Genomic DNA, 22,828 nt, shown 5'->3' with positions numbered 1-22,828 from the left:
GGTTGATCAGGTAAGGATTAAACATGCTCCTGGAAAGGTAGCCATGCTTTTTCCATCCGTAATAAGAACTGATAGCGGTAATGATGATGATCAGTACGGTAGCTGAAAGCTCCATGTTGTTTTAAGTTTGGTGGGGTTGACCGGGAATATTATTTTTCCCGGTCTATCAAGTCTTGGGTAAGGCCTTTTAGAGCTTTCAAGGCCTCAGGTTTGGTGACGTTCAGCTGTTCGAGCTGATCAAAACCCTTACGGAAATAGGATTCCATTTTGGATTCTGTGAGGGCCTGAATGCCCAGGTTTCCATAGATTTCGGTAACCTCTTTTACTTTTTGTGCCTTATCAAACGTTTCCTTGTTCAGCCAATCTTCGAGAAGTCTTTTGTCTTCACCGGTGGCCAGTTCTCGCGTTTTGATGAGCAGGAAGGTCTTTTTGTTGGCAATGATATCTCCGCCTACTTGCTTGCCGAATTTGGATTTGTCCGCATAGACATCCAGTAAGTCGTCTTTCAACTGAAAACCAATACCAACATTTACCCCAAAATCATAAAGGCGCTGGGCATCTTCCTGAGAAGCTCCGCCCAGGATAGCGCCATATTGTAGGGCAAAACCAAGCAAAACGGCTGTTTTCTGACGGATCATTTCGATGTATTCAGATTCGAGTACGTTTTCCTGGGTTTCAAAGTTCATGTCATACTGCTGGCCTTCGCAGACCTCAGTGGCGGTTTTGTTGAATAGCTTCAAGCAGGTGGCCAGCTTGTCTTCCGGTACCTTGAGAAGCATGTCGTAGGCTTTGACCAACATGACATCACCTGATAGAATCGCGGTATTGGTGTCCCACTTTTTGTGGACAGTGGCCTGTCCCCTTCTCAAGGGGGCCTCGTCCATGATGTCATCGTGCACCAGGGTGAAATTGTGAAAAACTTCCACCGCCGTGGCGGGGGTAAGGATTTTCTCATAATCATTGCGGTACAGCGAATAGGCCAGCAAAGTCAGCAAGGGCCTGATGCGCTTTCCTCCAAGGCTCATGATGTAAGAGATCGGCTCATAAAGCTCAGCAGGATCTTTACCGTACGAAAAAGCCTGAATGTGTTTTTCCAGTTGTTCCAGCAGTTCCTGGCTGAGGTTGGTTTTAATCATTGTCATCTGCAAATTCCAAATCTATAGTTCTTCGGTCAATGTCGGTGTCCGTTACGCGGACTTTTACCTGATCTCCCAAAGTGATCATTTTTTTGTTTCTGCTGCCTATCAGCCGCATGTTTTTCTCATCGAATTCGTAGTAATCGTCCCGCAATTCCTGCAAGCGGACCATTCCTTCGCACTTGGTTTCGGTAATTTCCACAAAGATACCCCATTCTGTGACACCGGAAATAATACCGTCGTAAACCTTGTCCTCTGCCAGGGCCATAAACTCCACCTGCTTGTATTTGATGGAGGCTCTTTCTGCATCAGAAGCTCTTTTTTCCCTTTCAGAAGAATGGATGCATTTATCTTCCCAAGCTTCTTTATCCGGGGATTTCCCCCCGTCCAGGTAGTGTTGTAGCAGTCGGTGCACCATCATGTCCGGATACCTTCTGATAGGGGAGGTGAAGTGGGTGTAATGCTTGAATGCCAGACCAAAGTGCCCTTTCGGCTCGGTACTGTATTTGGCTTTGGCCATACTTCTGATGGCAAGCTGCTCCAAGAGGTTTTGTTCGGGCTTGCCTTCGATCTCATTCATCAGTTTGTTCAACGTATTGGATATCCGGGTGTCTTCCGAAATCTGGATCTGATGGCCGAATTTTTTTGCGAAGTTCGCAAAAGTCTCCAAACGCTCCAGGTCCGGATGATCGTGGGTCCTGTAAACAAAGGTGTCCTTGCCTTTGTTTTTGTTAAAGATAAATTCCGCCACCGCTTTGTTGGCCAAGAGCATAAACTCCTCGATCATTTTGTGGATGTCCTTACGCTCTTTGATGATCAGCCCCAGCGGAGTGCCTCTTTCATCCAAATTGAACTTGACTTCGACGGTCTCAAAATTGATGGCCCCGTTATGGAAACGTCTCTTTCGGATTTTCTTGGCCAAATTATTTAGCAGGGTCAGCTCGGAGAAGAAGTCGCCCTCTTGTTTGTCGATGTTTTCCTGCGCTTCCTCATAAGCAAAACGCCTGTCTGAATGGATGATGGTTCTTCCTATCCATTGTTTCAGTACATCTCCGTTTTCATCCATTTCAAAGACACAGGAAAATGTCAGTTTGTCCTCGTGAGGCCGCAAGGAGCACAGTCCATTGCTCAGTCGCTCAGGCAGCATGGGGATGGTCCGGTCTACCAGGTAGACAGAGGTGGCCCGGTCATAAGCTTCTTTCTCCAAAATGGTTTTGGGCTGGACATAATGGGTCACATCGGCAATGTGAACGCCCAACTCTATATTCCCATTGGGCAAACGCTGATAGGAAATGGCGTCATCGAAGTCCTTGGCATCGGCCGGGTCAATGGTAAAGGTAGTGACCTCCCTAAAGTCTTTTCGGGACTTGATTTCTGCCTTGGAGATTTTTTCCGGAATGGCTTCCGCTTCCTGCACCACCTCTTCGGGGTATTCAAAAGGCAATCCAAACTCAGCCATGATGGAGTGGATTTCCACTTCATGTTCCCCCGCCTCGCCCAGGATTCGGGTAATCTTGCCTGTAGGGTTTTTGTCTTCATCACGCCATTCGGTGAGCTTGACGACCACCTTTTGGTTGTGTTCGGCACCTATAAGGTCCGCTTTGCGGATGAAAATGTCGTGGTGCATTTTTTTGAAGTCCGGCACCACAAAGGCAAATCGGGGGGATATCTCCACCCTGCCCACAAATTCTTCGCGGGACCTTTGGACAATCTCCAGCACCTTGCCTTCCCTTTTTTGACCATGACGTTTGTTGGGGTAGACCATGACCCGCACCTTGTCATCATCCAAGGCGTTTTTTAGGTCGTTGGCTTTGACCAAAATATCTTCTTCATCTTCGCCCTTGTTGTCTGGGACGATAAAGGCAAAGCGGGGATTGACATAGTCTACTGTCCCTTCAATATAATCCGGGGTTTTGGTAGACGCAAAATGGTTTCTTGGGTTTTTGGAAACCGATCCGGCCTCTAAAAGTTTGTCCAAAACCGGCTCAACTCCGCCTTTGGTGACTTTGTCGCGGATTTGTAATTTCTTGATGATTTGTTTGATGGAGAACTCTTCTCCGTAATGATTGTCCAAAAAGTTGAGAATGCGTTCTGCTAATTGGGCGGCATTGTTGATTTTGCCTCCTCGGTCCTTTCCTCTTCCTTTTCGTTGATTTCTCGGTTTTTTGCTCATAAAAATTGATTTTTTTTCATTTCCAGGCTGCTTGGCCTGTATTTTCTTTCTTTTCAAAATGTGGCTTGGGTGATAAGCCTGCTTAGTTTACTCTTGTATTCATTCCCTAATTCTAACCCATAAAGTAGCGGGAGGGTTTTATTATCAGCTCTAATAATTTTTAATCCTGTGACAGGTCCTTATCCAGATGGAGGACTTTGATGTCCATGTCTCCCGGCAGTCCCTGAAAAGCCAGGTAGATCCTGGCGGTTACCTCTACATCCTTCAAACAGTATCTCCGGATGCTGTCCAAGTTTTTATCTTTATAATATACTTTGTTGACTTCACTTCCATTGATGCCGTCTTTGGAACTTGGGATGTCGAAAATGGAAGCAAGCAGCTCCAACCGGGTGTAATGCTTATAATCCCCAAATTTCCAGAGTTCCAAAGTGTCCAAATGCCTGATTTCCCAAGGCTTTTTTCCTGCCATTTGGAGTGCGTCCGGCAATGGGATGCGGTTGACCAACATTCTACGACAAAGATAGGGAAAGTCAAATTCTTTCCCGTTATGTGCGCAGAGTGTCCAGATTTTCTTTTCCAGGATTTCCCGGAAGTCGAGCAGCAAGTCATGCTCTTCCTCCGCAGCGATGCTCTTGGTCCTGAATTGAAGTTGCTCCTGCTCAGGGTCATATAGAAAATACCCCAGGCCTATGCAGGCAACTTTCCCGAATTCAGCGTAGATGCCTGCTTTTTCAAAGTAAAGGTCCTCGGTGCTCAGCTGGTCTTCATTTGCAAGGTGGGCAGATTTTTTGAGCCATTCTTCTTGGAGCCTTGCCGGAAGCTGGTCAAAGCTTTCTTGGGAAGAGGTGGTTTCGATATCTAAAAAAAGAATGTCTCTTAGGTCACTTAAAAAATCTGCCATAGTTTATCATGGATGCAAGACGCCCTCGAGGTTTAACTCAGGTATATGCTGGATGTTGTTGGCATCCATGCTGCCTTCCACGAAGACGAACTTTTTGTCAAATATCTGATCCAATATATAATAACTAACCCAGAATTCATTGTTAAGCACGAATAAATTAGGATCTATGGGTTCAATTTTGGCGATGCTCTGCGGTCCTAATTCCTCTATCAGATGCCTTAAAGTGGAGGTTTTCTGTTCTTCCCCATTGATGGTGCCGTAACCTTTGCAGGTCACCATCAGGTTTTTGAGTTCGATCATGTTGAGGTTGATGATGTATACCCCCCATTCGGTATTGCCCCCAATCTCCTCCTTGGCTATGGCCAGTTTTACTCCGGTGACCGGATGGAATGCGATGTCTTTTTTCATACTGTTGGTAGTTCTGATTAATGAAGGGAAAGGTTCAGCTTTCCCATTCTATGCCAAAAAGGTTTGCCAGGTGTTTTTTGACTTTTTCCTTTACTTCGTTTTCATCCACCGGTCTGCCAAGTTCATGGTGCATGGAGGTGACGGCCTTATCGGAAATCCCGCAGGGCACAATGTTTCCAAAATAGGAAAGGTCAGCATTTACATTAAAGGCAAAACCGTGCATGGTCACCCATCGACTGGATTTTACTCCCAGGGCACAGATTTTTCGGGGATTGCGTTTGGTCTCATGGTCCAGCCACACTCCAGTAAGTCCTTCGATCCGTCCAGCGGCGATCTTGTATTCTGCCAGGGTCAGGATTATGGCCTCTTCCAGATAGCGCAGGTATTTATGGATGTCGGTAAAGAAATTGTCAAGATCCAACAGAGGGTAGCCTACCAGCTGGCCTGGCCCGTGATAGGTAATGTCCCCACCCCGGTTGATTTTATAGAATGTGGCCTCTTTTTCTTCAAGCTGGGCTTCATCCAGTAACAAATGGGAGAGTTCACCGCTTTTCCCCAAGGTATAGACATGTGGATGTTCCACAAACAGCAGGTAGTTTTGGGTGGCCTGTTGCTTGTCGGGACCGTTTTTGCGGTTTTCGATCTTGGTGGAAACGATTTGGGAAAAAAGCTCTTCCTGGTAATCCCAGGTCTCCTTGTAATCTTTTTTGCCCAGATCTATAAACTTTACTTTTTTATTGATAATTTGATTCACAATGAAAGCTTTGCTACATAATGGTGATTAACACCGTTTTTTGAATACAGGTTCTGTTTTACCCGGATTAAGCATGAGGAACCGTAACAGGTTGACTCATGCATGTTTCGAGTTTATGCATCGACTTCTCCATAGAAGTACCTTTCCGATGCTCAATTTTTGTCAAAATTAATAAAAAAATACAATGGCACAGCACAATGAAATAGGCAGGACTGCGGAGCAGTTGGCTGCGGATTTTTTGATCACCAGGGGCTATGTTTTGCATGCACGGAATTACCGCTACAGGCATGCCGAAATTGATCTGATCATGGAGGATAAAGGGATTTTGGTTTTTGTGGAAGTGAAGTTTAGGAGCGGGACAGGTTATGGTTATGCAGAGGAATTTGTGGATTATAGAAAAAGGCAGTTGATCATCAGGGCTGCCGATCATTATATTTATGAAAAGGACTGGCACAGAGATATCCGGTTCGATATTGTGGGTGTCTACAGAGATAAAAAAGGAGAGCTACGTTTTAAGCAGTTTCAGGATGCTTTTTACTGACCTGTTTATTCTTGGGGAATTTTAGCATCGGCACTTTTACCTTTGGTCAAAAACAATAAGCCCCGGCTGACCAGTCCATAGAAGGTTCCAAGTACGCCAATGATAGCACTTACATAAGCAGAGGTTTTGTTGAGGAAGTTGGGGTCGTAGAAGCTGATAACTGCTATGCTAATGAAGATAAAGCTGATGGCAGCAGTCTGAATTAAGGTAGAGTTGCCGTGTTGTCTTTCGTCTTTATAGAACAGTTTTGCTTCTTCTTCGGAAATTCCCTGAGAGACAAAAGTCAGAAAACTATAAGAAAACAAAACGGGTCTGTCAGCCTCCCTGTCGTGTGTAAAGATTCCCTTTTGGATCATTTCAGTAAGGGTTCTTCGGTTTTTATAATTGATATATCCCTCAGTGGCATAATAATAGGCCAATTTCTTTTCTTTGAAACTCAATTCGTTCCAGATATTCATATAATAGGCCTTGTTGTAGCGTTGGACCATAAGTATGAATTTTTCAAACTCCTCTTGCCTCAAAGTGGTGATGTGGCCCTTTTGGATTTGCTGGTCGATTATGGCACTTAGTTGAGGGGCATTGGCCCCATAGTTTATTTCTTTGTTGAGTATAGCAATGTATTCTTTTTCCTCGCTGTCCGTACCTTTAATTTTTAAGGTGAAATCCGCCAATTGGAAGTTGACCGGGATGGTATGGATTAGAAAGGGCGCAAAGAGTTCAGAAAATGCCAGACGCTCATCTTTTTCAGGAATGCCATAAATCAACTCCCTAAAGGACTTTCCTGATGTAACGAACAGGTGCAGGTCCATTTCCTGTGTTTTTTGGATTATTTTCGCCAGCTCATCCCTTAATTCGCCCAGCTTTATAGGGAGATGAATGTTTTCGAGCAGTACAGCTTCTGCCTGGTTCCAATAGTTGTCTGAAAGGATTGCTTTGATATCGATGGGGAACTCAAGGTCTATAGGCAATAATTTATTTTTGGGAATGGCGAATTGAGCTTCGATCCACGGCTTTGCCTTTTCATTGTCTGTACATATAAGGAAGTTGTGCTTACTTTGGCTCAGGTTTTCAGGAAGCTTGTCTTTTTCATAGGTAAAGAGGTATTCGCTAAGAAATATCCGGTTGGACAGGTAAAGGATCAGTTTGAAGAAAAATAGACCCAAAAGCAATACAAGGATGAATAGAAATAAATTATTCAGGATCTTTTCTGAAATTCGAGAGAATAGGAGACCTATTTTGCTCCGGTTCGAAGCTTCATCATTTCGGTTCAGCAGATGGGACTTATTCGGTCTCTCAAAGGATGCAAGCAGCAGGTCCCTTTGGGGGGAAATGAACTTATTGATTTTTGGGTCGATTTGATCAGTGATGCGGTTAAAAGTAATTCTTCTTGCAGTCTCAAAATAATCACTCCATTCCCGAAGAGTATCCTTTGCGTAAATAAGGTCGCTGGATTTTGGGCTGTCGAGGTTTTTCCAGATGTATTGCTCTTGTACGTATATTTTTCGGTGGATGAGATAGCCCGGTAAAAAGCCGATTAAGATGGCCCACAGAAAGAAACTCAGCGAATAAATTCGTTTTTGTTGGGTGATTTCAGTAATGAAGTCCCAGAGGTTGGTGAATTTTTTATGGATACGGTCAGTCAACTGTTTTTTGGATGGCGGATTCCCTGCCTTGTCCCGAATAAAAAATATTCCCAGATCAAAGTTCATGATATAGAAAGTGTAGGCCATGGTTATCAACATAAAAAGGCCGATTCCATAGATGGAGGTAGAACCATTTAAGGAGCTCATTGAATCGGCATTTTTCAGTAAAACCCAAACGACTATCCACAAGACCAATGAAATGACTATGAAGTTATATTGTGGCCCCCTGTATTTGCCCGGTCTATTGGGATGAATCAGCAAGAATTTACAGATAGAGGCATGGAGGGCAAAAAGGACACTCCAGCAAAACAGGGTAAAAATGTTGTTGGGAACAAAGTAATACAAAAAGAGAAAAATGACGATATCCATGATGAAAATAATGTTGAGCAATAGGTACTGCGGGCGTTTGGATGGGGAGGGGCTAAACCAGGCATAATAGAATTGGGAATGATTCAGGTAAATACTTCGGTTCTGGGAAAGAAAAGTGAGCAAAGACATTAGAATCAATACCAAGAGGTAAATCAGAGAAAAGGTGATGGCCTCAAGAGAGGTAAGAGAGGTGAAGATCTGGTTTTGGCTTTTGTTGATGAGAAACAGTACCCAGATAGGCTGGTCAAAGCCCTCCATGTTCATATTGCTTAATATCCCGAGATAGTCGTGTCCATTGACGTAGAGAGGGATGGACCAATGTGCGTTTTTACCTGCATTGGGGTTGTTTTCGGTCAGGGAAATGATTTCTGTCCACTTACTCTTTTCTACGGCTTGTTGGATGTGGCTTATGGGGATTCGGATAGATGGACTCTTATAAAGGATTTTTCCCCTGGCTTTGAATATTAGGAAACGCTGTCTTTCCAAGTCTTCGGAAAAGATGCTGTCAAGTTTAAAAGTAATGGCTTTTTTAAGAGAACTGTCTTCCTTCATGCTGATCACGGCTTCCAACTTACCGGTGGATTGGGAGTAATGTGCGCTGGTGAAAAACTTTGGGGTATCTGTTTGTCCAGTTCGGTTGAAGTACTGAACATAATCACGGTTATCCAACCTGATAAATCGGTTTGAGTTGAAGTCCAAGCTCAGGGGATCCATTTTGGGGATATGAAGCAGTTTTATCCTGGATTCATCATCAAACGATAGGTATTCGTTTATCAGGCCGGTTTTGTCGATATTCATCTTGGAGGTATCCCAGGTGTCCAATTGGTCCAGGAAAAATGGGAGTCCGGATTCCAGGTTCCTGTATTCTTTTTTTATTTGTTGTATTTCAGCTGGATGAGTGTTGGGCTCACGTTGGTTTCGGATAAATGAAATGGTAAAGCCCATTATCAGTGAAAAAAGAATCAAGGAAAGTCCCGCACTGTAGACTTTGTTTTTTGTGAGTATATCCCCCACGTCCATTTTGAAAATAGCAAGAAGGGGAATGCAGGTAAAAATGAGCAAAAGGCTAATGATAAAGGTACTGAGCCAGTTGAAATTGATTTTTAAGGCTACTTTTTGGAATTGGGCGCTCTCCTTAATGCCGGTGATGTATAGCTGTTCGTCTCCTAATGTGAAGGGGGCAATGAAAACTTCATATTCATCGGAAGAGAGTTTTAGCCTGATTTTTTTATTTCCTACCTCTGGGGGAGATGGTGAACTTTTGTTTAGGACAGAGGAGTCCGGGGCTGCAAATAACTGCGGTGGGGAAAAAAGCTTAATCCCACTTAATTTTTGGGGATAAATGGATTCACCCTTTGAGTTGACAATGAAGATTTCATCAAAGAAGAGATTGTTCAGATTATTTCTCATCAACTGGTAAAGACTGATGTGATGGGTGATGGCCAAGCTTCTGCTCTCGTTGGTGATACCTGCTTTCTGGTCAATGCTGATGTCCCATTGTTTTTCCAGACGGTTTAGTAACTGACTGAATTCGGCGACATTGGTGTAGAATTCACCACCTGTTTCTTTTTGCTCAAAATGAAAAATATAGTTCTTTTCTTTAATGAAGAAACTGTCCCGCCGAACTATTGACATCGTACTTTTAACATGGGGTTTTTTATCAGCAGTTAAGTACTGAACGGTGTCTATATGAAAGCGTTTTGGACTATTTAGGTCAAAAGTGCTGACCATGTCCTGAGCCACTCTTTGAGTGTTGTCCTGCTTGTCAGGAAGATAGCTGTAAAGTTGTCTTCTTAAGAAAGAGACCATCTGGGCATGGTAATTATCCAAGGCGTCCATTAGCGCCAGTTTTGACAGTTCAATGCTTTTAAATGCCTGTTGCTGAAGTTGATGTTGATTAGTTCTCGATTGCTGGAATAAGAAGGCTGCAATCAAAAAAATTGCTCCAAATAAAAACAACCATATCCGAATGTTAGCAAATCGCATAATTTCTGGTTCAAAAAATACTAAAAGTGATTTAAATAAAAGTACTAATTAAATGGCAGAATATCAATGTGATAAGTGGTGGTCTGGGGCTTTTGGGAAGTTACCACTTTGCTCAAAAATGAGCTAAAAAAAAGGAAGAGTAAGGAGTGCTTGTTTTTTGTTACTGGTTTAAATAATTATCCCGTTCATACACAAAATGTGATGGTTGATTTTCGGTCAGTTTTTTGGGCTTATATAGATCAGGTTGCCCTCCTTGCTCCATTCGGATTTGATATAGGGGGTGAAATTTTTTGAGAAGGGCTTTTCCTGGTATTGGATTTCTCTTTTACGGATGTGCTTTTCCCCATCGGTATTCCAATATTCAGTCCAAAGTCCTACTTTTTCACCATAGTGATATTCACCTTTTACGGCCAGTTGCCCATTTTCATAAAAGTGGTAGAAGTTGCCTTCCTTAAGGTCGTACTCCACCGGAACCACTTTTTCCACCTGTTGCTTTTGCTGGTTATAATAGCTGATCCTGGAGTCTTTTGGCCAGCCTTCGTAAAAGTGGGATTTGTCAGTTAGGATATTCTTGCTGTTATAGGTCATCCAGCGGCCATGTTTAGTGCCGAAATAATAATTGCCGGATTCCACCACGGCATCGTCCATGCGTTTTTCATAGGGACCATGCAGCAGATAGCCCTGGGAGGGGTCGAAGCCTGATGTGCGAATGACTTTATCAGCGGCATCAAACCAGTAAATATCGCGAATGTAAGGATCCACCTGTTTGTTTCGGGTGGTATAGTGGAAAAGTTGGAACTGGGTTTTGCCTTTTACATCGGTGCGGATAAAGCCCGTACGGGTTTTTTCACCAAAATAGACGTTTTTGCGCTCCCTCTTTTTTTTCTTTTTCTTTTCTTCTTTCCGTTTGTCATCATCGAAAAGCAGTAAAGGAGCGGTGGTGGGCAATAACTGGTTCAGCACCACTCCCGAGGAATCCTGATCAGCAGGGCGGGAAGTGCTGTCTGCAGTTTGCGCCCTTGTCACTGTGAGCGCACCAAAAAAGAATATACTTAAGAGGATGGTTTTCATATTGTTCCAACAACCAACAGTCCTGTTTTATTTTACTTAACGATCAGATAGAAAGAATCTGTGCTCTAAATAAAGGAAAGGTTTAGAATTAACAAGCATAATCCTTAATTTTGCCGAGTTAATAATAAAGGGCAGGTATGTGGCCACCATTCCGCAAGTTTTGGGATGGCCCAATGAATGTGACCATAGAAAAAACAATTATAAAACAATGAGCAGTATCTTATCAGACCGTATTAACAATATGGAAGAGTCAGCTACGCTGGCGATGGCCAAAAAAGCAAGAGAGCTGAAGGGCCAAGGGATTGACATCATCAGTTTAAGTTTGGGAGAGCCTGATTTCAAGACTCCTCAGCACGTTCAGGATGCGGCAAAGTCCGCAATTGATGAAGGTAAATATTTTTCTTACCCTCCAGTATCAGGTTATCAAGACCTGAGAGAAGCTATTGCTGAAAAACTTAGAACACAAAATAAAATTGCTGAAGCAAAGGCGGAGCACATTGTGCTTTCTACCGGGGCAAAGCACTCCATTGCCAATATCTTCATGTGCCTCATCAATGAAGGGGATGAAGTGGTGATTTTCTCCCCGTATTGGGTGAGCTATGCTGAAATCATCAAGTTGGCCGGTGGTGTACCCGTGTTGATTGAAGGAACGTTGGAAAACAACTTCAAGGCTACTGCCGCTCAACTGGAAGAGGCCATCACCGACAAGACCAAAGCAGTGATCTACTCTTCTCCATGTAACCCTACCGGTTCGGTATTCAGCAAGGAGGAATTGGAAGCCATTGCTGATGTCGTGAAGAAGCATGATGATGTTTATGTGGTTGCCGATGAAATTTATGAATTGATCAACTTCACCGGACAACATGCAAGTATGGCTGCTTTGCCGGATATGTTTGACAGAACCATCACCGTCAACGGTTTTTCTAAAGGATATGCCATGACCGGATGGAGAGTAGGTTATATCTGTGCACCGGTGTTCATTGCCAAGGCCTGCGAAAAAATTCAGGGGCAGTTCACTTCCGGTGGAACGGGCATTGCTCAGCGTGCGGCACTGGCTGCCATCACTGGCGACCAAAGCCCTTCAAAGGAAATGGAAAAAGCCTACTACAACAGAAGAGAGTTGGTCCTTAATCTTTTGAGAGATATTCCTGGAATCAAGACTCATGTACCTGAAGGTGCTTTCTACTTCTTCCCGGATGTAACGGCCTTCTTTGGAAAGTCAAACGGCGAACATAAGATTGACAATGCGGATGACTTCTGCTTGTATATCCTGAACCAAGCCCATGTTTCCTTGGTGACAGGTGCTGCCTTTGGTGCTCCAAACTGCGTGAGGCTTTCTTATGCTGCTTCTGAAGATGAGCTAAAAGAAGCATTGAAAAGAATCAAAGAGGCTGTAGCGAAGCTTAGCTAATAAATTATCTGAAATAGCGTTTGGCCGGAGAATGATCAGCCGGCCAAACGCTATTTTTTTATGTCAACCCCTGAACTGCCATGGTCCAAGCTTTAGTCATCACTCCGGTCAAGAATTCCATTGAAACCACCTTGGAAACGGCACAGGCCATCCAGGCATCGTCTGTTGCGGTGGAGCATAAGATTTTTAATGACTTCAGCACTGAGGAAACCAAAGTGCAGTTGGATAAGAATGCCCCTGGGATCGGCTATCAACTGGTCCATTTGGAGGAGGTGACAGATACTCCTTCACCGAACTACAAGCTGGTGCTTCAAATGGCCCAAAAAGAGGCCAGAGAGAAAGGACTTCCCTTGATTGTGGTGGAATCAGATGTTACCGTCGAGCCCGATACCATCAGTAAAATGCTGGCCTTTTACCAAAATAAGGAGAAAGTAGGCTTGGTAGGGGCCATTACGGTAGGGTACGATAAAAAAGTAAATTTCCCTTACCTGAAATTTAAGGAGGTAAAGGAAGAGGTGATTGAAACCAAGAGAAGCCTGAGTTTCTGCTGCACCTTGTTCAGTCCGGAGTTTTTGGAGGCGTATGATTTTATGAGCTTGGATGATGCCAAGGACTGGTATGATACATTTATATCAAAGAAGGCCCTGGAATTGGGGTATAAAAATTATGTCCTGATGAATGCGCCTGTCTTGCACAAACCACATGGCAGCCGCCCCTGGAAACAGCTGAAATATAAAAATCCCCTTAAGTATTATTTTTTGAAGTTTTGGAAGGGCTTGGATAAGATTTAAAGCATTCCCAGCCATTTTAAAACGGTATTGTAAGGCTTTGACCAGGACCGTTGAAACCGTAGTGGTCCGTTTAGCTCGCGTTGAAAGAAGTCCATATGACGTGAATTCAAAAACGCTATCCTTTCCTTTTTCCTCTCTTTGGTGGCTGTCTTCTTTCTTTTGCTGGTAGGAGTCTGCCGATACAGGTAACCTACAAAAGGCAACTGGTAAACCTCTCCATCGTTTTTGAGCATTTTTATCCAGAATTCCCAATCTTCACGCCCCATATACCTCATTTCCACTGAATATTTCCCGGCTTTCAGCCAGTCCGCTTTTCGGTAAAAGCCTGCATGGAAGATCATGTTGTCCTTGGCGAGCTGATGTCTGCTGAAAGGCTTTAGGTTCCAGGCTTTCTGGCCTGATTCATCAAACCTGATCCCCTTACTGTACACGACTTTTACTTCCGGCTTTGATTGGAGGATTTTGACCGCTTCAGAAATGTACTCGGGTGAAATGAGGTCGTCTCCGTCCAAAGGAAGGATGATGCTGCCCTTAGCTGTTTCAATGCCATGGTTTCTGGCACTGGATACGCCTCCATTAGCTTGGTCAATTAATTTAATTTCAGGATGCTTGTCTTTTATCTTCTTTGCTATCTCCATGGAGTCATCTGTTGATCCATCATTGACGATAATGATTTCGACTGCCGGATAGGTGGAGGAAAGGACCGATTGGACAGTTTCTTCCAGGTACTTTCCTTGATTATAACAGGGGATGACTACACTTACTATTTCCTTAGAATGATCCATCAGTTTTGCTACAAGCCTTGGTTTTAGCCTTCAAATATAAAAGGCTATTTCTGTTTTTCTGTTTTTCGATTCACATTTATGAGATGGTGGGGCAATCTGTCTTTTTGAGGGGATGGGATGCTTGCCCAGGATAGCAGGAGTTTGTTCTTCTAAATGATAAAAGTTTGTTGCTGCCGTTCTAAGAAAATCCAAAAATAAATCTTCTTGTAAAAAATCTGTTTTGCACGGATCCTTCTGAGTTTAATTGGTCGATATATCTTTTTATTGGAAAAAAAATATTGGATTTATCTTAATAGTGTTAATATTCCAGTAATAAATCAAATAATACCGTGATCGGAGTATTGTTTTATTGTCCAAAAAATGTGTACATTTGTCTTGGGTGATTAAGCAACTTTTTCTACTAACGACTTTTAGTGTGTGTAAATGAGTTGGAGGTTATTTTCGCAGTAACTTTTTATCAGCCTCCATATATTTAATAATATAAGGTTTAAAAGCAAATACCATCTCGAAAGTTCGGGATGGTATTTTAATTATAAGGATTTGGTATCTCAGGCATGCCTTGGGTTAATTAGAAAAATTGCGGGGGCCACGGATGGACAGAGCTAGTTTATTGTCGGTTTAGTTCAAGAACAAGTGACCCAATTTTATATAATTATCCGCAATGATGCCATTAATCCCCAAAGTCAAAGTTTTTATCCCTTCGGAACGGGGCAAAAGCAACTCCTTTGCAACTGTTATGGGGTTATGGACAGGCGGGGAGCAAGCAATTATGGAGGGGATTCTATTTTTGAAGACAGGTCAAATCTTTGGTGACCAGATTAATGTCCTCCATGTGGACTGCTTTATGGATACAAGGGGATGCCCCCTAAGGGCATCAACTACAATAACCTTGGGTGACAACCCAATGTGTGAGAAATTCAAAATAAATGGCCAACCCCGGCGGGGTTGAACCTTGTAGTCAGGGCAGGTTTTCTCCTTGAAAGGAACTCCGTTTTCGATAAGCATCCTTTTGTATTCGTTTAAAAATGTGTCCCTTTTATAATGATGTTTCTGGTTTTTGATATAAGTAATCCCACTATCCTTCTCTTTGTAGGAGTAGGTAAAGGATCCTGAACCACTGGTCCAACCCTTCCAGTCCGGAAAGCGGTCATGGTGCTTCAACAACTTGTGTCTTCCAATAATAGATAACAAGTTTTTGTTGATTTGACCAAACAGTGATTGTTCAAACCCTCCAGGCTTTCCTTGCCTGTGTTTCCATATTTATTAGGATCGGGCCTGATAGAATTCATAAATATCAGTTGCTGAAAACCTAGATGCTATTGATCCTTACTAAAATCGGCTATGGGCTAAATAGATGGTATTCATGGGGTTTTGTCGGGTAATTGGTCGATTGTTAACATAAAGATAAAGTGGAAAATACGTTTTTGTGGATGGAATTAGCGTTATTGGATTTACAAAAAGCAGGAGGATCATGGTTCAGACAATAGCGACAGCATTTTTACTTTTTTCGGCTTACCTGTTGGGTGTGATGTCTTTTTTTTCCAACCAAAGAAAGTTAAAGAATGTGTTTCTCAGAGTGGTCCTGATTTCCGGTACAATAGCCGGTGTGCTTACTTTTTGCTTTATGCATTTTTTTATTTCCTAATATTTCGTTTCTTGAATGGCTAGCATAGTTTGCATCCCAATTTATCAACTAGTCAAATATCAATATGAGATTAGCCTTAAAGCCGGGCGTGGTTTTGTTGTTTATTTTTGTGCTTACATCTTTAAGGGCTAATGTCTACAGTCAGTCCGTAAAGCACGATACTTCCTATTACAGGGAATTTCCCGGCCTTCTGACCGGAAGGTATTATTTTTCCAGAAAGCATACCGATCTTAACCTCATCGATAAATCGGGCTTGATGCCTACTTTAAAATACAGGCCCAACACCCCGCTCAATATGGGGGTGGGAGGATCCTATGGCCCCCTTAATCTGAACCTGGCATTTAGTTTTGGCTTTCTTAACAGGGGGAGAGGTGATGAAGTCGACTCGGACTATCTGGATATGCAGGTGCATGTTTATCCGCAGAAACTGGCCATAGATGGTTTTTTGCAGTTTTATGAAGGGTATCAGCTGCTTCCTCAAGGAAAGTTTGCTCCTGAAGGGGAGGCTTATCATAAGCGAAAAGACGTGAAAGTCCGTAAAGTGGGAGCTTCGGTAAAGTATGTGTTCAATTTTGATCGGTTTTCTTACAGAGCGGCTTTTTTTCAGACCGAATGGCAAAAAAGATCGGCAGGAACACCTTTGCTGGGCTTTGATGCTTATGGAGGGACAATAAAAGGGGATAGTTCTTTGATTCCCCGGCAGATAGAAATAGCTCCGGACCGGGATTTTGATCAGCTTAATTTTTTTGAGCTGGGGCCCAATATCGGTTATGCTTATAATTTGGTAATCGCCAAGCATTTTTTTCTAATGGGATCCGCCTCGGGGAATTTGGGCTTCGGGTTTACCCAGGCAAAAGGAGGAAGCCGGGAAATCAATTGGGGAGTAAACGCCAATTATTTTTTGAAAGGAAGTGTGGGCTATAATTCCGAAAGGTGGGCCGTTAATGCCAACTATGTTTATAACAATGTTCGGCCGACAAAGGTTAAGGACTTTAGTAGTGAAGTGGGGACGGGGAATTACCGGTTAAATTTTATTTATAGGTTTGTTCCTGGCCCAAAGCTGAAAAGGACATTGGATGAACTTAGTGTCAATTCTTTATAGTGCTGCACTACGATCAGGACTAAGATTAGCTGCTGGTAGCCTGCCTTGAAACCATAGGGTGTATCATTGTCATCAAGATAGTAGGGGAATAGTTTGTACTGCTTTTTTGAGTTTGGGTCGCGTAGGTTGTTGCTGCAGAGTCTGTTGAGGCGATTGAGGGAGGTCTTGCTGGATAGGAGGCTGGAGGAAGCGATTTTGTTGATCAGCAGGTGACCACTGAAAACGGTCATTTACCACCTGTATTTTATTTACAAAATTGTAATCACTAAATCTTTTAATTTGTTTCATAGAAAGGTTGATCCCGAAAAGTTTGACCTATTGGAGTGAAGTCTAAACCGAAATGAAGAAGCGAACCAAAATAATATTGATTCTGGCCATTGGAGCTGTGATAGCATTGATCTTTCTCTTTCCGAGGATGAACTGGAACAGCTCTGGAAATGTGCCCTCAGCCGAAAAGAAAGTTACTCCGTCTTCTGCTGGGGCCCTTTTGCCGGTGGATGTGTTGGAAATGAAGGCGGAGAGGTTGGAGAACAACCTTAAGGTAACCGGGAATGTACTTCCCAATGAGTCCGTAGAGTTACGGCCCGAAATTACCGGTTTGGTGGAGTCCATCAACTTTCAAGAGGGACAGTTTGTGAAGAAGGGAACACCTTTGGTGTATCTCAATGATGATGAACTGAGTGCACAGCTGGATAGGTTAGAGTTTAGTAAGAAACTATACGAAGGACAGGAGAACCGTCAAAAGCAACTTCTGGAGCGTGAGGCGATAAGTCAGGAAGAGTATGATGTTGTCCTTAATCAGTACAATACCTCTCTGGCGGATATTCGGTTGGTGGAGGCGCAATTGGATAAGATGGTGATCAGGGCTCCCTTTGACGGGGTACTGGGCTTGAGACAGGTGTCTGTGGGATCGGTAATCGGAACTTCCGCAATGATTTCAACCATCGTAAATATAGATCCCATCAAAATTGAGTTTTCCATACCCGAGCGATATGCCGGAAGGGTAAAAGTCGGCTCCAAAATCCTTTTTTCCAATAATGTCTCTGAAGGCTGGGAGGAAGGAGAAGTGTATGCCTACGAGCCTATTGTCGATGCCAATACCAGGACGCTGAAGCTAAGGGCCATCAGTCCAAACAAGGAGAGAAGGTTTTTGCCGGGCATGTTTGTCAGCATCCAGTTTAACCTGGATGTGGAGGAAGACGCCCTGATGGTTCCGTCAGAATCTTTGATTCCGGAACTTGAAGGTTATAAGCTTTACTTGGCCAATAAAGAAGGAGTGGTGGAAGAGAGAAAAGTGTCGATTGGCATTAGGACGGAACGCAAAGTTCAGATCACTGAAGGACTTCAACCAGGGGAGCTGGTGCTGACCACTGGAGTTTTACAGGTAAAAGAAGGAATGAAAGTGGAATTGAATAAAATCAATTGATATGGCCAGTTTGTCCACTATCAGTATCAGGAGGCCGGTTTTGGCCATTGTATTTTCCCTGACCATTTTACTTTTTGGTATCATAGGGATGACATTTCTCGGTGTACGGGAGTATCCGAGTGTGGATCCACCGGTGATCAATGTCAGGACGACCTATGTAGGGGCCAATGCAGACGTGATAGAGGCCCAGATTACGGAACCTTTGGAAGAGTCGATCAACGGGATTTCGGGCATCAAGTCACTTACCTCCACGAGTAATGATGGAACCAGTAACATTACGGTGGAATTCGAGGTCGGAGCCAATATGGAGGCTGCTGCCAATGATGTCAGAGACCGGGTGGCACGTGCTCAGAGGAACCTCCCGCCCGATGCAGAACCGCCAGTGGTGTCCAAAGCTGATGCCGACTCCCAGCCCATTGTCTTTCTAAATGTTCAGAGTAATGAAAAAAGCCTGCTGCAGCTTTCCGATATAGCAGACAATATTTTCAAGGAAAGGTTGCAGACCATACCAGGGGTAAGTGAGGTGAGGATTTGGGGAGAAAAAGAATATGCCATGCGTCTGAGAATGGATCCCATCCGCATGGCCTCCTACGGAGTGACCCCTTTGGATGTGCTCAATAAGGTGCAAAGTGAAAACGTGGAGCTTCCCTCTGGAAGGATCGAAGGGGCGACGATAGAGCTTTCTGTCCGTACCAAAAGCCGGCTTTCCACTCCAGATGAGTTTAACCAACTTATCATCAAGGAGGACAATGACAATATAGTGCGGTTCCAGGATGTGGGAAAAGCAGAGCTGGCCCCTTTAAATGAAAGGACAGTACTGAAACGGGACGGAATTCCGATGGTGGGCGTGGTGCTGGTGCCACTTCCCGGTTCCAACAGTATAGAGATCGTGGATGAGTTTTACCGAAGGTTGGAATTTATTAAAAAGGATCTTCCCGACGACATTAAACTGGGCATCGGCTTCGATACGACCGAATATATCAGGAGCTCTATCAGCGAGGTAAAGGAAACTATTTTCCTGGCTTTTATGCTGGTAGTGGCCATTATCTTTCTGTTTTTACGGGATTGGAGGACGACTTTTATTCCGGTGCTGACCATTCCCATATCCCTGATCGGGGTGTTTTTTATCATGTATTTGATGGACTTTTCCGTGAACGTGCTTACGCTATTAGGAATCGTCCTCTCGATTGGTCTGGTGGTGGATGATGCCATTGTGGTGCTGGAAAATATCTATGCGAAGATTGAGAAGGGGGAGAACCCTGACAAGGCGGCGGAAAAGGGTGCCGAGGAAATTTTCTTCGCGGTTATCGCTACCACCATCGCATTGGCGGCGGTGTTTTTGCCGGTAATCTTTCTTTCCGGAACGACAGGAAGGCTTTTCAGGGAGTTTGGGATTGTGGTGGCCGGGTCGGTGATCATCTCTTCCTTTGTGGCCTTGACCATGACTCCCATGCTGAGTTCCAAGCTCCTGAAGAACCGTGAAAAGCATAATTGGTTTTATAATGTGACCGAGCCTTTTTATCTGTGGCTGAATAGGAAGTATGAGCGAGTGTTACGTTGGTTTATGGGCTTTAGGTGGGTGTCGTTCATCATCATTGCAGTCATGGGACTGGGGATTTACGGGTTGTTTGTTTCCATTCCTTCCGAGCTGGCGCCTGTAGAAGACCGGGGAGAAATGCGCATCAATATGAGTGGGCCGGAAGGGGCCACCTTTGATTATATGGACCGTGTCATTGATGAGTTGCTGAGTGAAATGATGACGGCCATTTCCCCAGAGGTGTGGGAAGGGTTTATCTCAGTGACTTCTCCGGGCTTTGGTACGGCCAGCACCAACTCAGGTTTTATCAGGGTGAGTTTGGTGGATGCGGACCAGCGGGAGCGCAGCCAACAGGATGTTTTTGAACAGGTGTCAGGGATTTTAAAGAACAAAACGGACGTGCGGGCCTTTGCCTCGCAGCCCCAGTCCATCGGTGACCGCCGGGGCGGGCTTCCCATTCAATACGTCATTCAGGCCCAGACATTGGAAAAGCTCAAGGAGGTCATTCCTGATTTTATGGACAGGGTAAACCAGAGTGAGGTCTTCGAATTTTCTGATATTAACCTGAAATTTACCAAGCCGGAGATTGAAGTAGAAATCGATCGGGACAAGGCCCGTAACATCGGGGTTTCGGTTCAGGAAATTGCCCGGACCTTGCAGCTTTCTTATTCTGGACAGCGGTTTGATTATTTTATCATGAATGGAAAGCAGTACCAGGTGGTGGGAGAAATGCAGCTGGAGGATAGGAATGAACCCATTAATCTCCGAATGCTCTATGTAAGGGCCGAAAACGGGCAGCTGGTGCAATTGGATAACCTGGTGACCATTCGGGAAAAGAGCACTCCGCCTCAATTGTACCGATTTAACCGGTTTGTGAGTGCCACGGTTTCTGCGGGCTTGGCGCCAAAACATACCATTGGAGACGGATTGGAGGAGATGGACAGGATAGCTGATGAGGTACTGGATGATAGCTACACCACAGATGTGGCGGGAGTTTCTAAGGAGTTTCGTGAAAGCTCCAACAGCTTGATATTTGCATTTTTGTTTGCATTGATCCTGATCTATCTGGTGCTTTCTGCGCAGTTTGAGAGCTTTATGGATCCTTTGACCATTATGTTTACGGTGCCTTTGGCGCTTTGTGGGGCCTTGCTTTCTCTTTGGGCTTTTGATTTTACCCTTAATATTTTCAGTCAGATTGGGATTATCATGTTGATCGGATTGGTGACCAAAAACGGGATCTTGATTGTGGAATTTGCCAACCAGCGGAAAGCGCATGGCCATGAGGTCAAGGAGGCTATCATAGGAGCTGCCTCTGCCCGGTTCAGGCCTATTTTGATGACCAGTTTGTCCACTATTTTAGGTATACTGCCCATTGCTTTGGCCCTTGGTGCCGGGGCAGAAAGTAGGATGCCTATGGGGGTAGCTGTGATTGGAGGGCTGATGTTTTCCACCATTCTGACCTTGTTTGTGATTCCTGCAGTATATACTTATTTGACCTCTAAATCCGGAAGATTAGCGAGAGTATGATGAAAAAAGGTTTATTCAGTGTGTTGGCATGTTTGCTCGGTTTTGGTGTACATGCCCAGGAGGAAACATTGTCCTTTGAGCGGGCTGTCCTGCTGGGGCTAGAAAACAACTACGATGTGAAGATTGCCCTCAAGGAAAAGGAAGTCAGTGAAATTGATGAAAAGATCGGATTAGGGGCTTTGCTCCCAACGATAGACGCTACCTATGGAAGGACCAGCAGTGTGGAAGATGTGGAGCAGCGTTTTGTCAATGATACCGAGACAAGAAACATAGAGGGAGCGAAGTCCACCGGTGAAAACTTCAACCTCAATGCCATCTACGGATTCCGACTGGATGCCTTGGTGGCCATGAAGCGATTGGGCAAGCTGACCGAAATCGGCGAGCTACAGGCAAAGGTGGTCATTGAAAATACCGTAGCAGCGATTTCTTCTGCTTATTACCGGTTGGTGCTGGAGCAGGAAAGGTACGAGGTTTTACAGGAAACATTGGAACTGTCCGAGCAGCGGCTGGAAATAGTAAAGGCCCAATACGAGCTTGGCGGAACCTCTAAACGTGAATATTTGGCGGCCCAAGTGGATTACAATACCGACATGTCACAGCTGGTTTCTCAGGAGCAGGTGATCCGTAATGCACAGATCAACCTGAACGAACTTCTGGCCGTAGCGTCCGATCGGGACTTTGCGGTGGCTGATTCCATCACCGTAAATGAAACACTTAAGCTGGGACCGCTACTTGATCAGGCTTTTGATAATAACAAACTGCTGCTGATCAACCAGCGCCAGGAGAATGTGGCCTATTTACAGGTAAGAGAAGTGCAGGCCCGACGATTACCGACACTGACCTTGGATGGGAACTATCGCCAATCGGTGTCCAATTCTGATGCCGGCTTTTTGATCCAGAATAAAAGGGACGGCTATAACTTTGGGGCAACCATTGGGATCAACTTGTTTAGCGGTTTTGTGTTAAATCGGCAAATCCAGCGGGCCAAAGTCCAGCAGGAAACCCAGGTCTATGTCCTTAACCAATATAAGGTTCAGTTGAGGTCAGATATTCACCGGGCCTTCAATATTTATGACAATAGCAGAAGGCGACTGGAAATAGAAAGAGCCAATTATATGGTGGTGGAGGAAAATACGGCCATTGCCTTTGACCGCTTTAAGTCTGGACTGACCAGTTATCTTGAGTTCAGGGATGCACAGGTCAACAGATTGGAAGCAGAGAGCAGGTTGATCGATGCGATTTTCTCCATCAAGGAAGCAGAAGTGGAGCTTATGAGGCTGACCGGAGGGATTTATTATCAGAGCAATGATGCTCCTGTTTTGAATTGAACAGGAAATGGATTGCCAAGTGATATGCATTGGCTTAATTAGCTCACACTAAAGGGGCAGATGAGGTGAATTCCTCTCTGCCAGTACCGGTGTCCAGCGGCTTTCTATGCTACATTATGCCTGCCCGTAATTCAGCAGCCCAGAGTTTTACAACAGGCGCACCTAAGATGTTTTTACAATATGTATATCCGTAAAGACACCAGTAGCTCTAAGTTAGCAAACCATCTCTCACAACTTGTCCGCCTTGGCGGAGAATGCACAGAAACCCACAGAAAAGTTTTTTTAATTCCGTGG

General features: G+C 44.3%; 15 protein-coding genes. 7 read left to right on the top strand and 8 right to left on the bottom strand.

Annotated features, from left to right (window positions below):
- Positions 1–149: 149 nt before the first annotated feature.
- The 5 genes from ACYVAA_RS17485 to lipB form a co-directional block, all read right to left on the bottom strand.
- A complete protein-coding gene (locus ACYVAA_RS17485) occupies positions 150–1,136 on the bottom strand; it encodes a polyprenyl synthetase family protein (RefSeq protein WP_460544159.1) in 987 nt (328 codons plus the stop codon).
- Positions 1,129–3,309, bottom strand: a complete 2,181-nt coding sequence (gene rnr, locus ACYVAA_RS17480) for a ribonuclease R family protein (RefSeq protein ID WP_460544157.1) — start codon at positions 3,307–3,309, stop codon at positions 1,129–1,131. The genes ACYVAA_RS17485 and rnr overlap by 8 nt, the downstream gene beginning before the upstream one ends.
- Before the next feature lie 160 nt (positions 3,310–3,469).
- Entirely contained in the window at positions 3,470–4,210 is a 741-nt protein-coding gene (locus tag ACYVAA_RS17475; RefSeq protein ID WP_460544155.1) for a 3'-5' exonuclease, read from the bottom strand.
- A 6-nt stretch (positions 4,211–4,216) separates the two neighbouring features.
- Positions 4,217–4,618: a hypothetical protein gene (locus tag ACYVAA_RS17470; RefSeq protein WP_460544153.1), complete on the bottom strand. Its 402-nt coding sequence runs from the start codon at positions 4,616–4,618 to the stop codon at positions 4,217–4,219.
- 34 nt (positions 4,619–4,652) lie between these two features.
- Positions 4,653–5,372 (bottom strand): lipoyl(octanoyl) transferase LipB, encoded by a 720-nt coding sequence (gene lipB / locus ACYVAA_RS17465; RefSeq protein ID WP_460544151.1) that lies wholly within the window; start codon positions 5,370–5,372, stop codon positions 4,653–4,655.
- 184 nt (positions 5,373–5,556) lie between these two features.
- On the opposite strand from lipB, the gene ACYVAA_RS17460 reads away from it, so the two are divergent.
- On the top strand, positions 5,557–5,913 hold the full coding sequence (locus tag ACYVAA_RS17460) for a YraN family protein (protein WP_460544149.1): 357 nt from the start codon (positions 5,557–5,559) through the stop codon (positions 5,911–5,913).
- Positions 5,914–5,918: 5 nt separating this feature from the next.
- Here ACYVAA_RS17460 and ACYVAA_RS17455 read toward each other — a convergent pair whose 3' ends face one another.
- Both ACYVAA_RS17455 and ACYVAA_RS17450 read right to left on the bottom strand, forming a co-directional pair.
- Positions 5,919–9,764, bottom strand: coding sequence for a hypothetical protein (locus ACYVAA_RS17455; protein ID WP_460544147.1), 3,846 nt, complete (start codon positions 9,762–9,764; stop codon positions 5,919–5,921).
- Positions 9,765–10,127: 363 nt separating this feature from the next.
- Positions 10,128–10,982: a toxin-antitoxin system YwqK family antitoxin gene (locus ACYVAA_RS17450; protein WP_460544145.1), complete on the bottom strand. Its 855-nt coding sequence runs from the start codon at positions 10,980–10,982 to the stop codon at positions 10,128–10,130.
- Positions 10,983–11,190: 208 nt separating this feature from the next.
- On the opposite strand from ACYVAA_RS17450, the gene ACYVAA_RS17445 reads away from it, so the two are divergent.
- Both ACYVAA_RS17445 and ACYVAA_RS17440 read left to right on the top strand, forming a co-directional pair.
- On the top strand, positions 11,191–12,393 hold the full coding sequence (locus ACYVAA_RS17445) for a pyridoxal phosphate-dependent aminotransferase (protein ID WP_460544143.1): 1,203 nt from the start codon (positions 11,191–11,193) through the stop codon (positions 12,391–12,393).
- 80 nt (positions 12,394–12,473) lie between these two features.
- Complete coding sequence (locus tag ACYVAA_RS17440; RefSeq protein ID WP_460544141.1) at positions 12,474–13,184, top strand: glycosyltransferase family A protein; 711 nt, start codon at positions 12,474–12,476, stop codon at positions 13,182–13,184.
- Here the strand turns inward: ACYVAA_RS17440 and ACYVAA_RS17435 are convergent.
- Positions 13,181–13,969, bottom strand: coding sequence for a glycosyltransferase family 2 protein (locus tag ACYVAA_RS17435; RefSeq protein WP_460544139.1), 789 nt, complete (start codon positions 13,967–13,969; stop codon positions 13,181–13,183). The genes ACYVAA_RS17440 and ACYVAA_RS17435 overlap by 4 nt on opposite strands.
- A 1,709-nt stretch (positions 13,970–15,678) precedes the next feature.
- Here ACYVAA_RS17435 and ACYVAA_RS17430 point away from each other — a divergent pair.
- The 4 genes from ACYVAA_RS17430 (at position 15,679) to ACYVAA_RS17415 (ending at position 22,534) form a co-directional block, all read left to right on the top strand.
- Positions 15,679–16,716: a DUF4421 domain-containing protein gene (locus tag ACYVAA_RS17430; RefSeq protein WP_460544137.1), complete on the top strand. Its 1,038-nt coding sequence runs from the start codon at positions 15,679–15,681 to the stop codon at positions 16,714–16,716.
- A gap of 340 nt (positions 16,717–17,056) precedes the next feature.
- Positions 17,057–18,142 carry an efflux RND transporter periplasmic adaptor subunit gene (locus tag ACYVAA_RS17425; RefSeq protein ID WP_460544135.1) on the top strand — a complete coding sequence of 362 codons (1,086 nt, stop codon included), beginning with the start codon at positions 17,057–17,059 and terminating at the stop codon, positions 18,140–18,142.
- 1 nt (position 18,143) lies between these two features.
- Entirely contained in the window at positions 18,144–21,206 is a 3,063-nt protein-coding gene (locus ACYVAA_RS17420) for an efflux RND transporter permease subunit (RefSeq protein ID WP_460544133.1), read from the top strand.
- On the top strand, positions 21,206–22,534 hold the full coding sequence (locus tag ACYVAA_RS17415; protein ID WP_460544161.1) for a TolC family protein: 1,329 nt from the start codon (positions 21,206–21,208) through the stop codon (positions 22,532–22,534). Before ACYVAA_RS17420 ends, ACYVAA_RS17415 begins: the two co-directional genes overlap by 1 nt.
- Positions 22,535–22,828: the final 294 nt, after the last annotated feature.

This window comes from Echinicola sediminis (assembly GCF_054777495.1).
Note: the sequence above shows the minus strand (reverse complement) of the source record. Positions and strands in the feature narration are given on the sequence as shown.

Bases quoted from the DNA above. Each gene is read 5' to 3' on its own strand.
- ACYVAA_RS17485 (WP_460544159.1), bottom strand. From the start codon at position 1,136: ATGATTAAAACCAACCTCAGCCAGGAACTGCTGGAACAACTGGAAAAA.
- rnr (WP_460544157.1), bottom strand. From the start codon at position 3,309: ATGAGCAAAAAACCGAGAAATCAACGAAAAGGAAGAGGAAAGGACCGA.
- ACYVAA_RS17475 (WP_460544155.1), bottom strand. From the start codon at position 4,210: ATGGCAGATTTTTTAAGTGACCTAAGAGACATTCTTTTTTTAGATATC.
- ACYVAA_RS17470 (WP_460544153.1), bottom strand. From the start codon at position 4,618: ATGAAAAAAGACATCGCATTCCATCCGGTCACCGGAGTAAAACTGGCC.
- ACYVAA_RS17460 (WP_460544149.1), top strand. From the start codon at position 5,557: ATGGCACAGCACAATGAAATAGGCAGGACTGCGGAGCAGTTGGCTGCG.
- ACYVAA_RS17455 (WP_460544147.1), bottom strand. From the start codon at position 9,764: ATGGACGCCTTGGATAATTACCATGCCCAGATGGTCTCTTTCTTAAGA.
- ACYVAA_RS17450 (WP_460544145.1), bottom strand. From the start codon at position 10,982: ATGAAAACCATCCTCTTAAGTATATTCTTTTTTGGTGCGCTCACAGTG.
- ACYVAA_RS17445 (WP_460544143.1), top strand. From the start codon at position 11,191: ATGAGCAGTATCTTATCAGACCGTATTAACAATATGGAAGAGTCAGCT.
- ACYVAA_RS17440 (WP_460544141.1), top strand. From the start codon at position 12,474: ATGGTCCAAGCTTTAGTCATCACTCCGGTCAAGAATTCCATTGAAACC.
- ACYVAA_RS17435 (WP_460544139.1), bottom strand. From the start codon at position 13,969: ATGGATCATTCTAAGGAAATAGTAAGTGTAGTCATCCCCTGTTATAAT.
- ACYVAA_RS17430 (WP_460544137.1), top strand. From the start codon at position 15,679: ATGAGATTAGCCTTAAAGCCGGGCGTGGTTTTGTTGTTTATTTTTGTG.
- ACYVAA_RS17425 (WP_460544135.1), top strand. From the start codon at position 17,057: ATGAAGAAGCGAACCAAAATAATATTGATTCTGGCCATTGGAGCTGTG.
- ACYVAA_RS17420 (WP_460544133.1), top strand. From the start codon at position 18,144: ATGGCCAGTTTGTCCACTATCAGTATCAGGAGGCCGGTTTTGGCCATT.
- ACYVAA_RS17415 (WP_460544161.1), top strand. From the start codon at position 21,206: ATGAAAAAAGGTTTATTCAGTGTGTTGGCATGTTTGCTCGGTTTTGGT.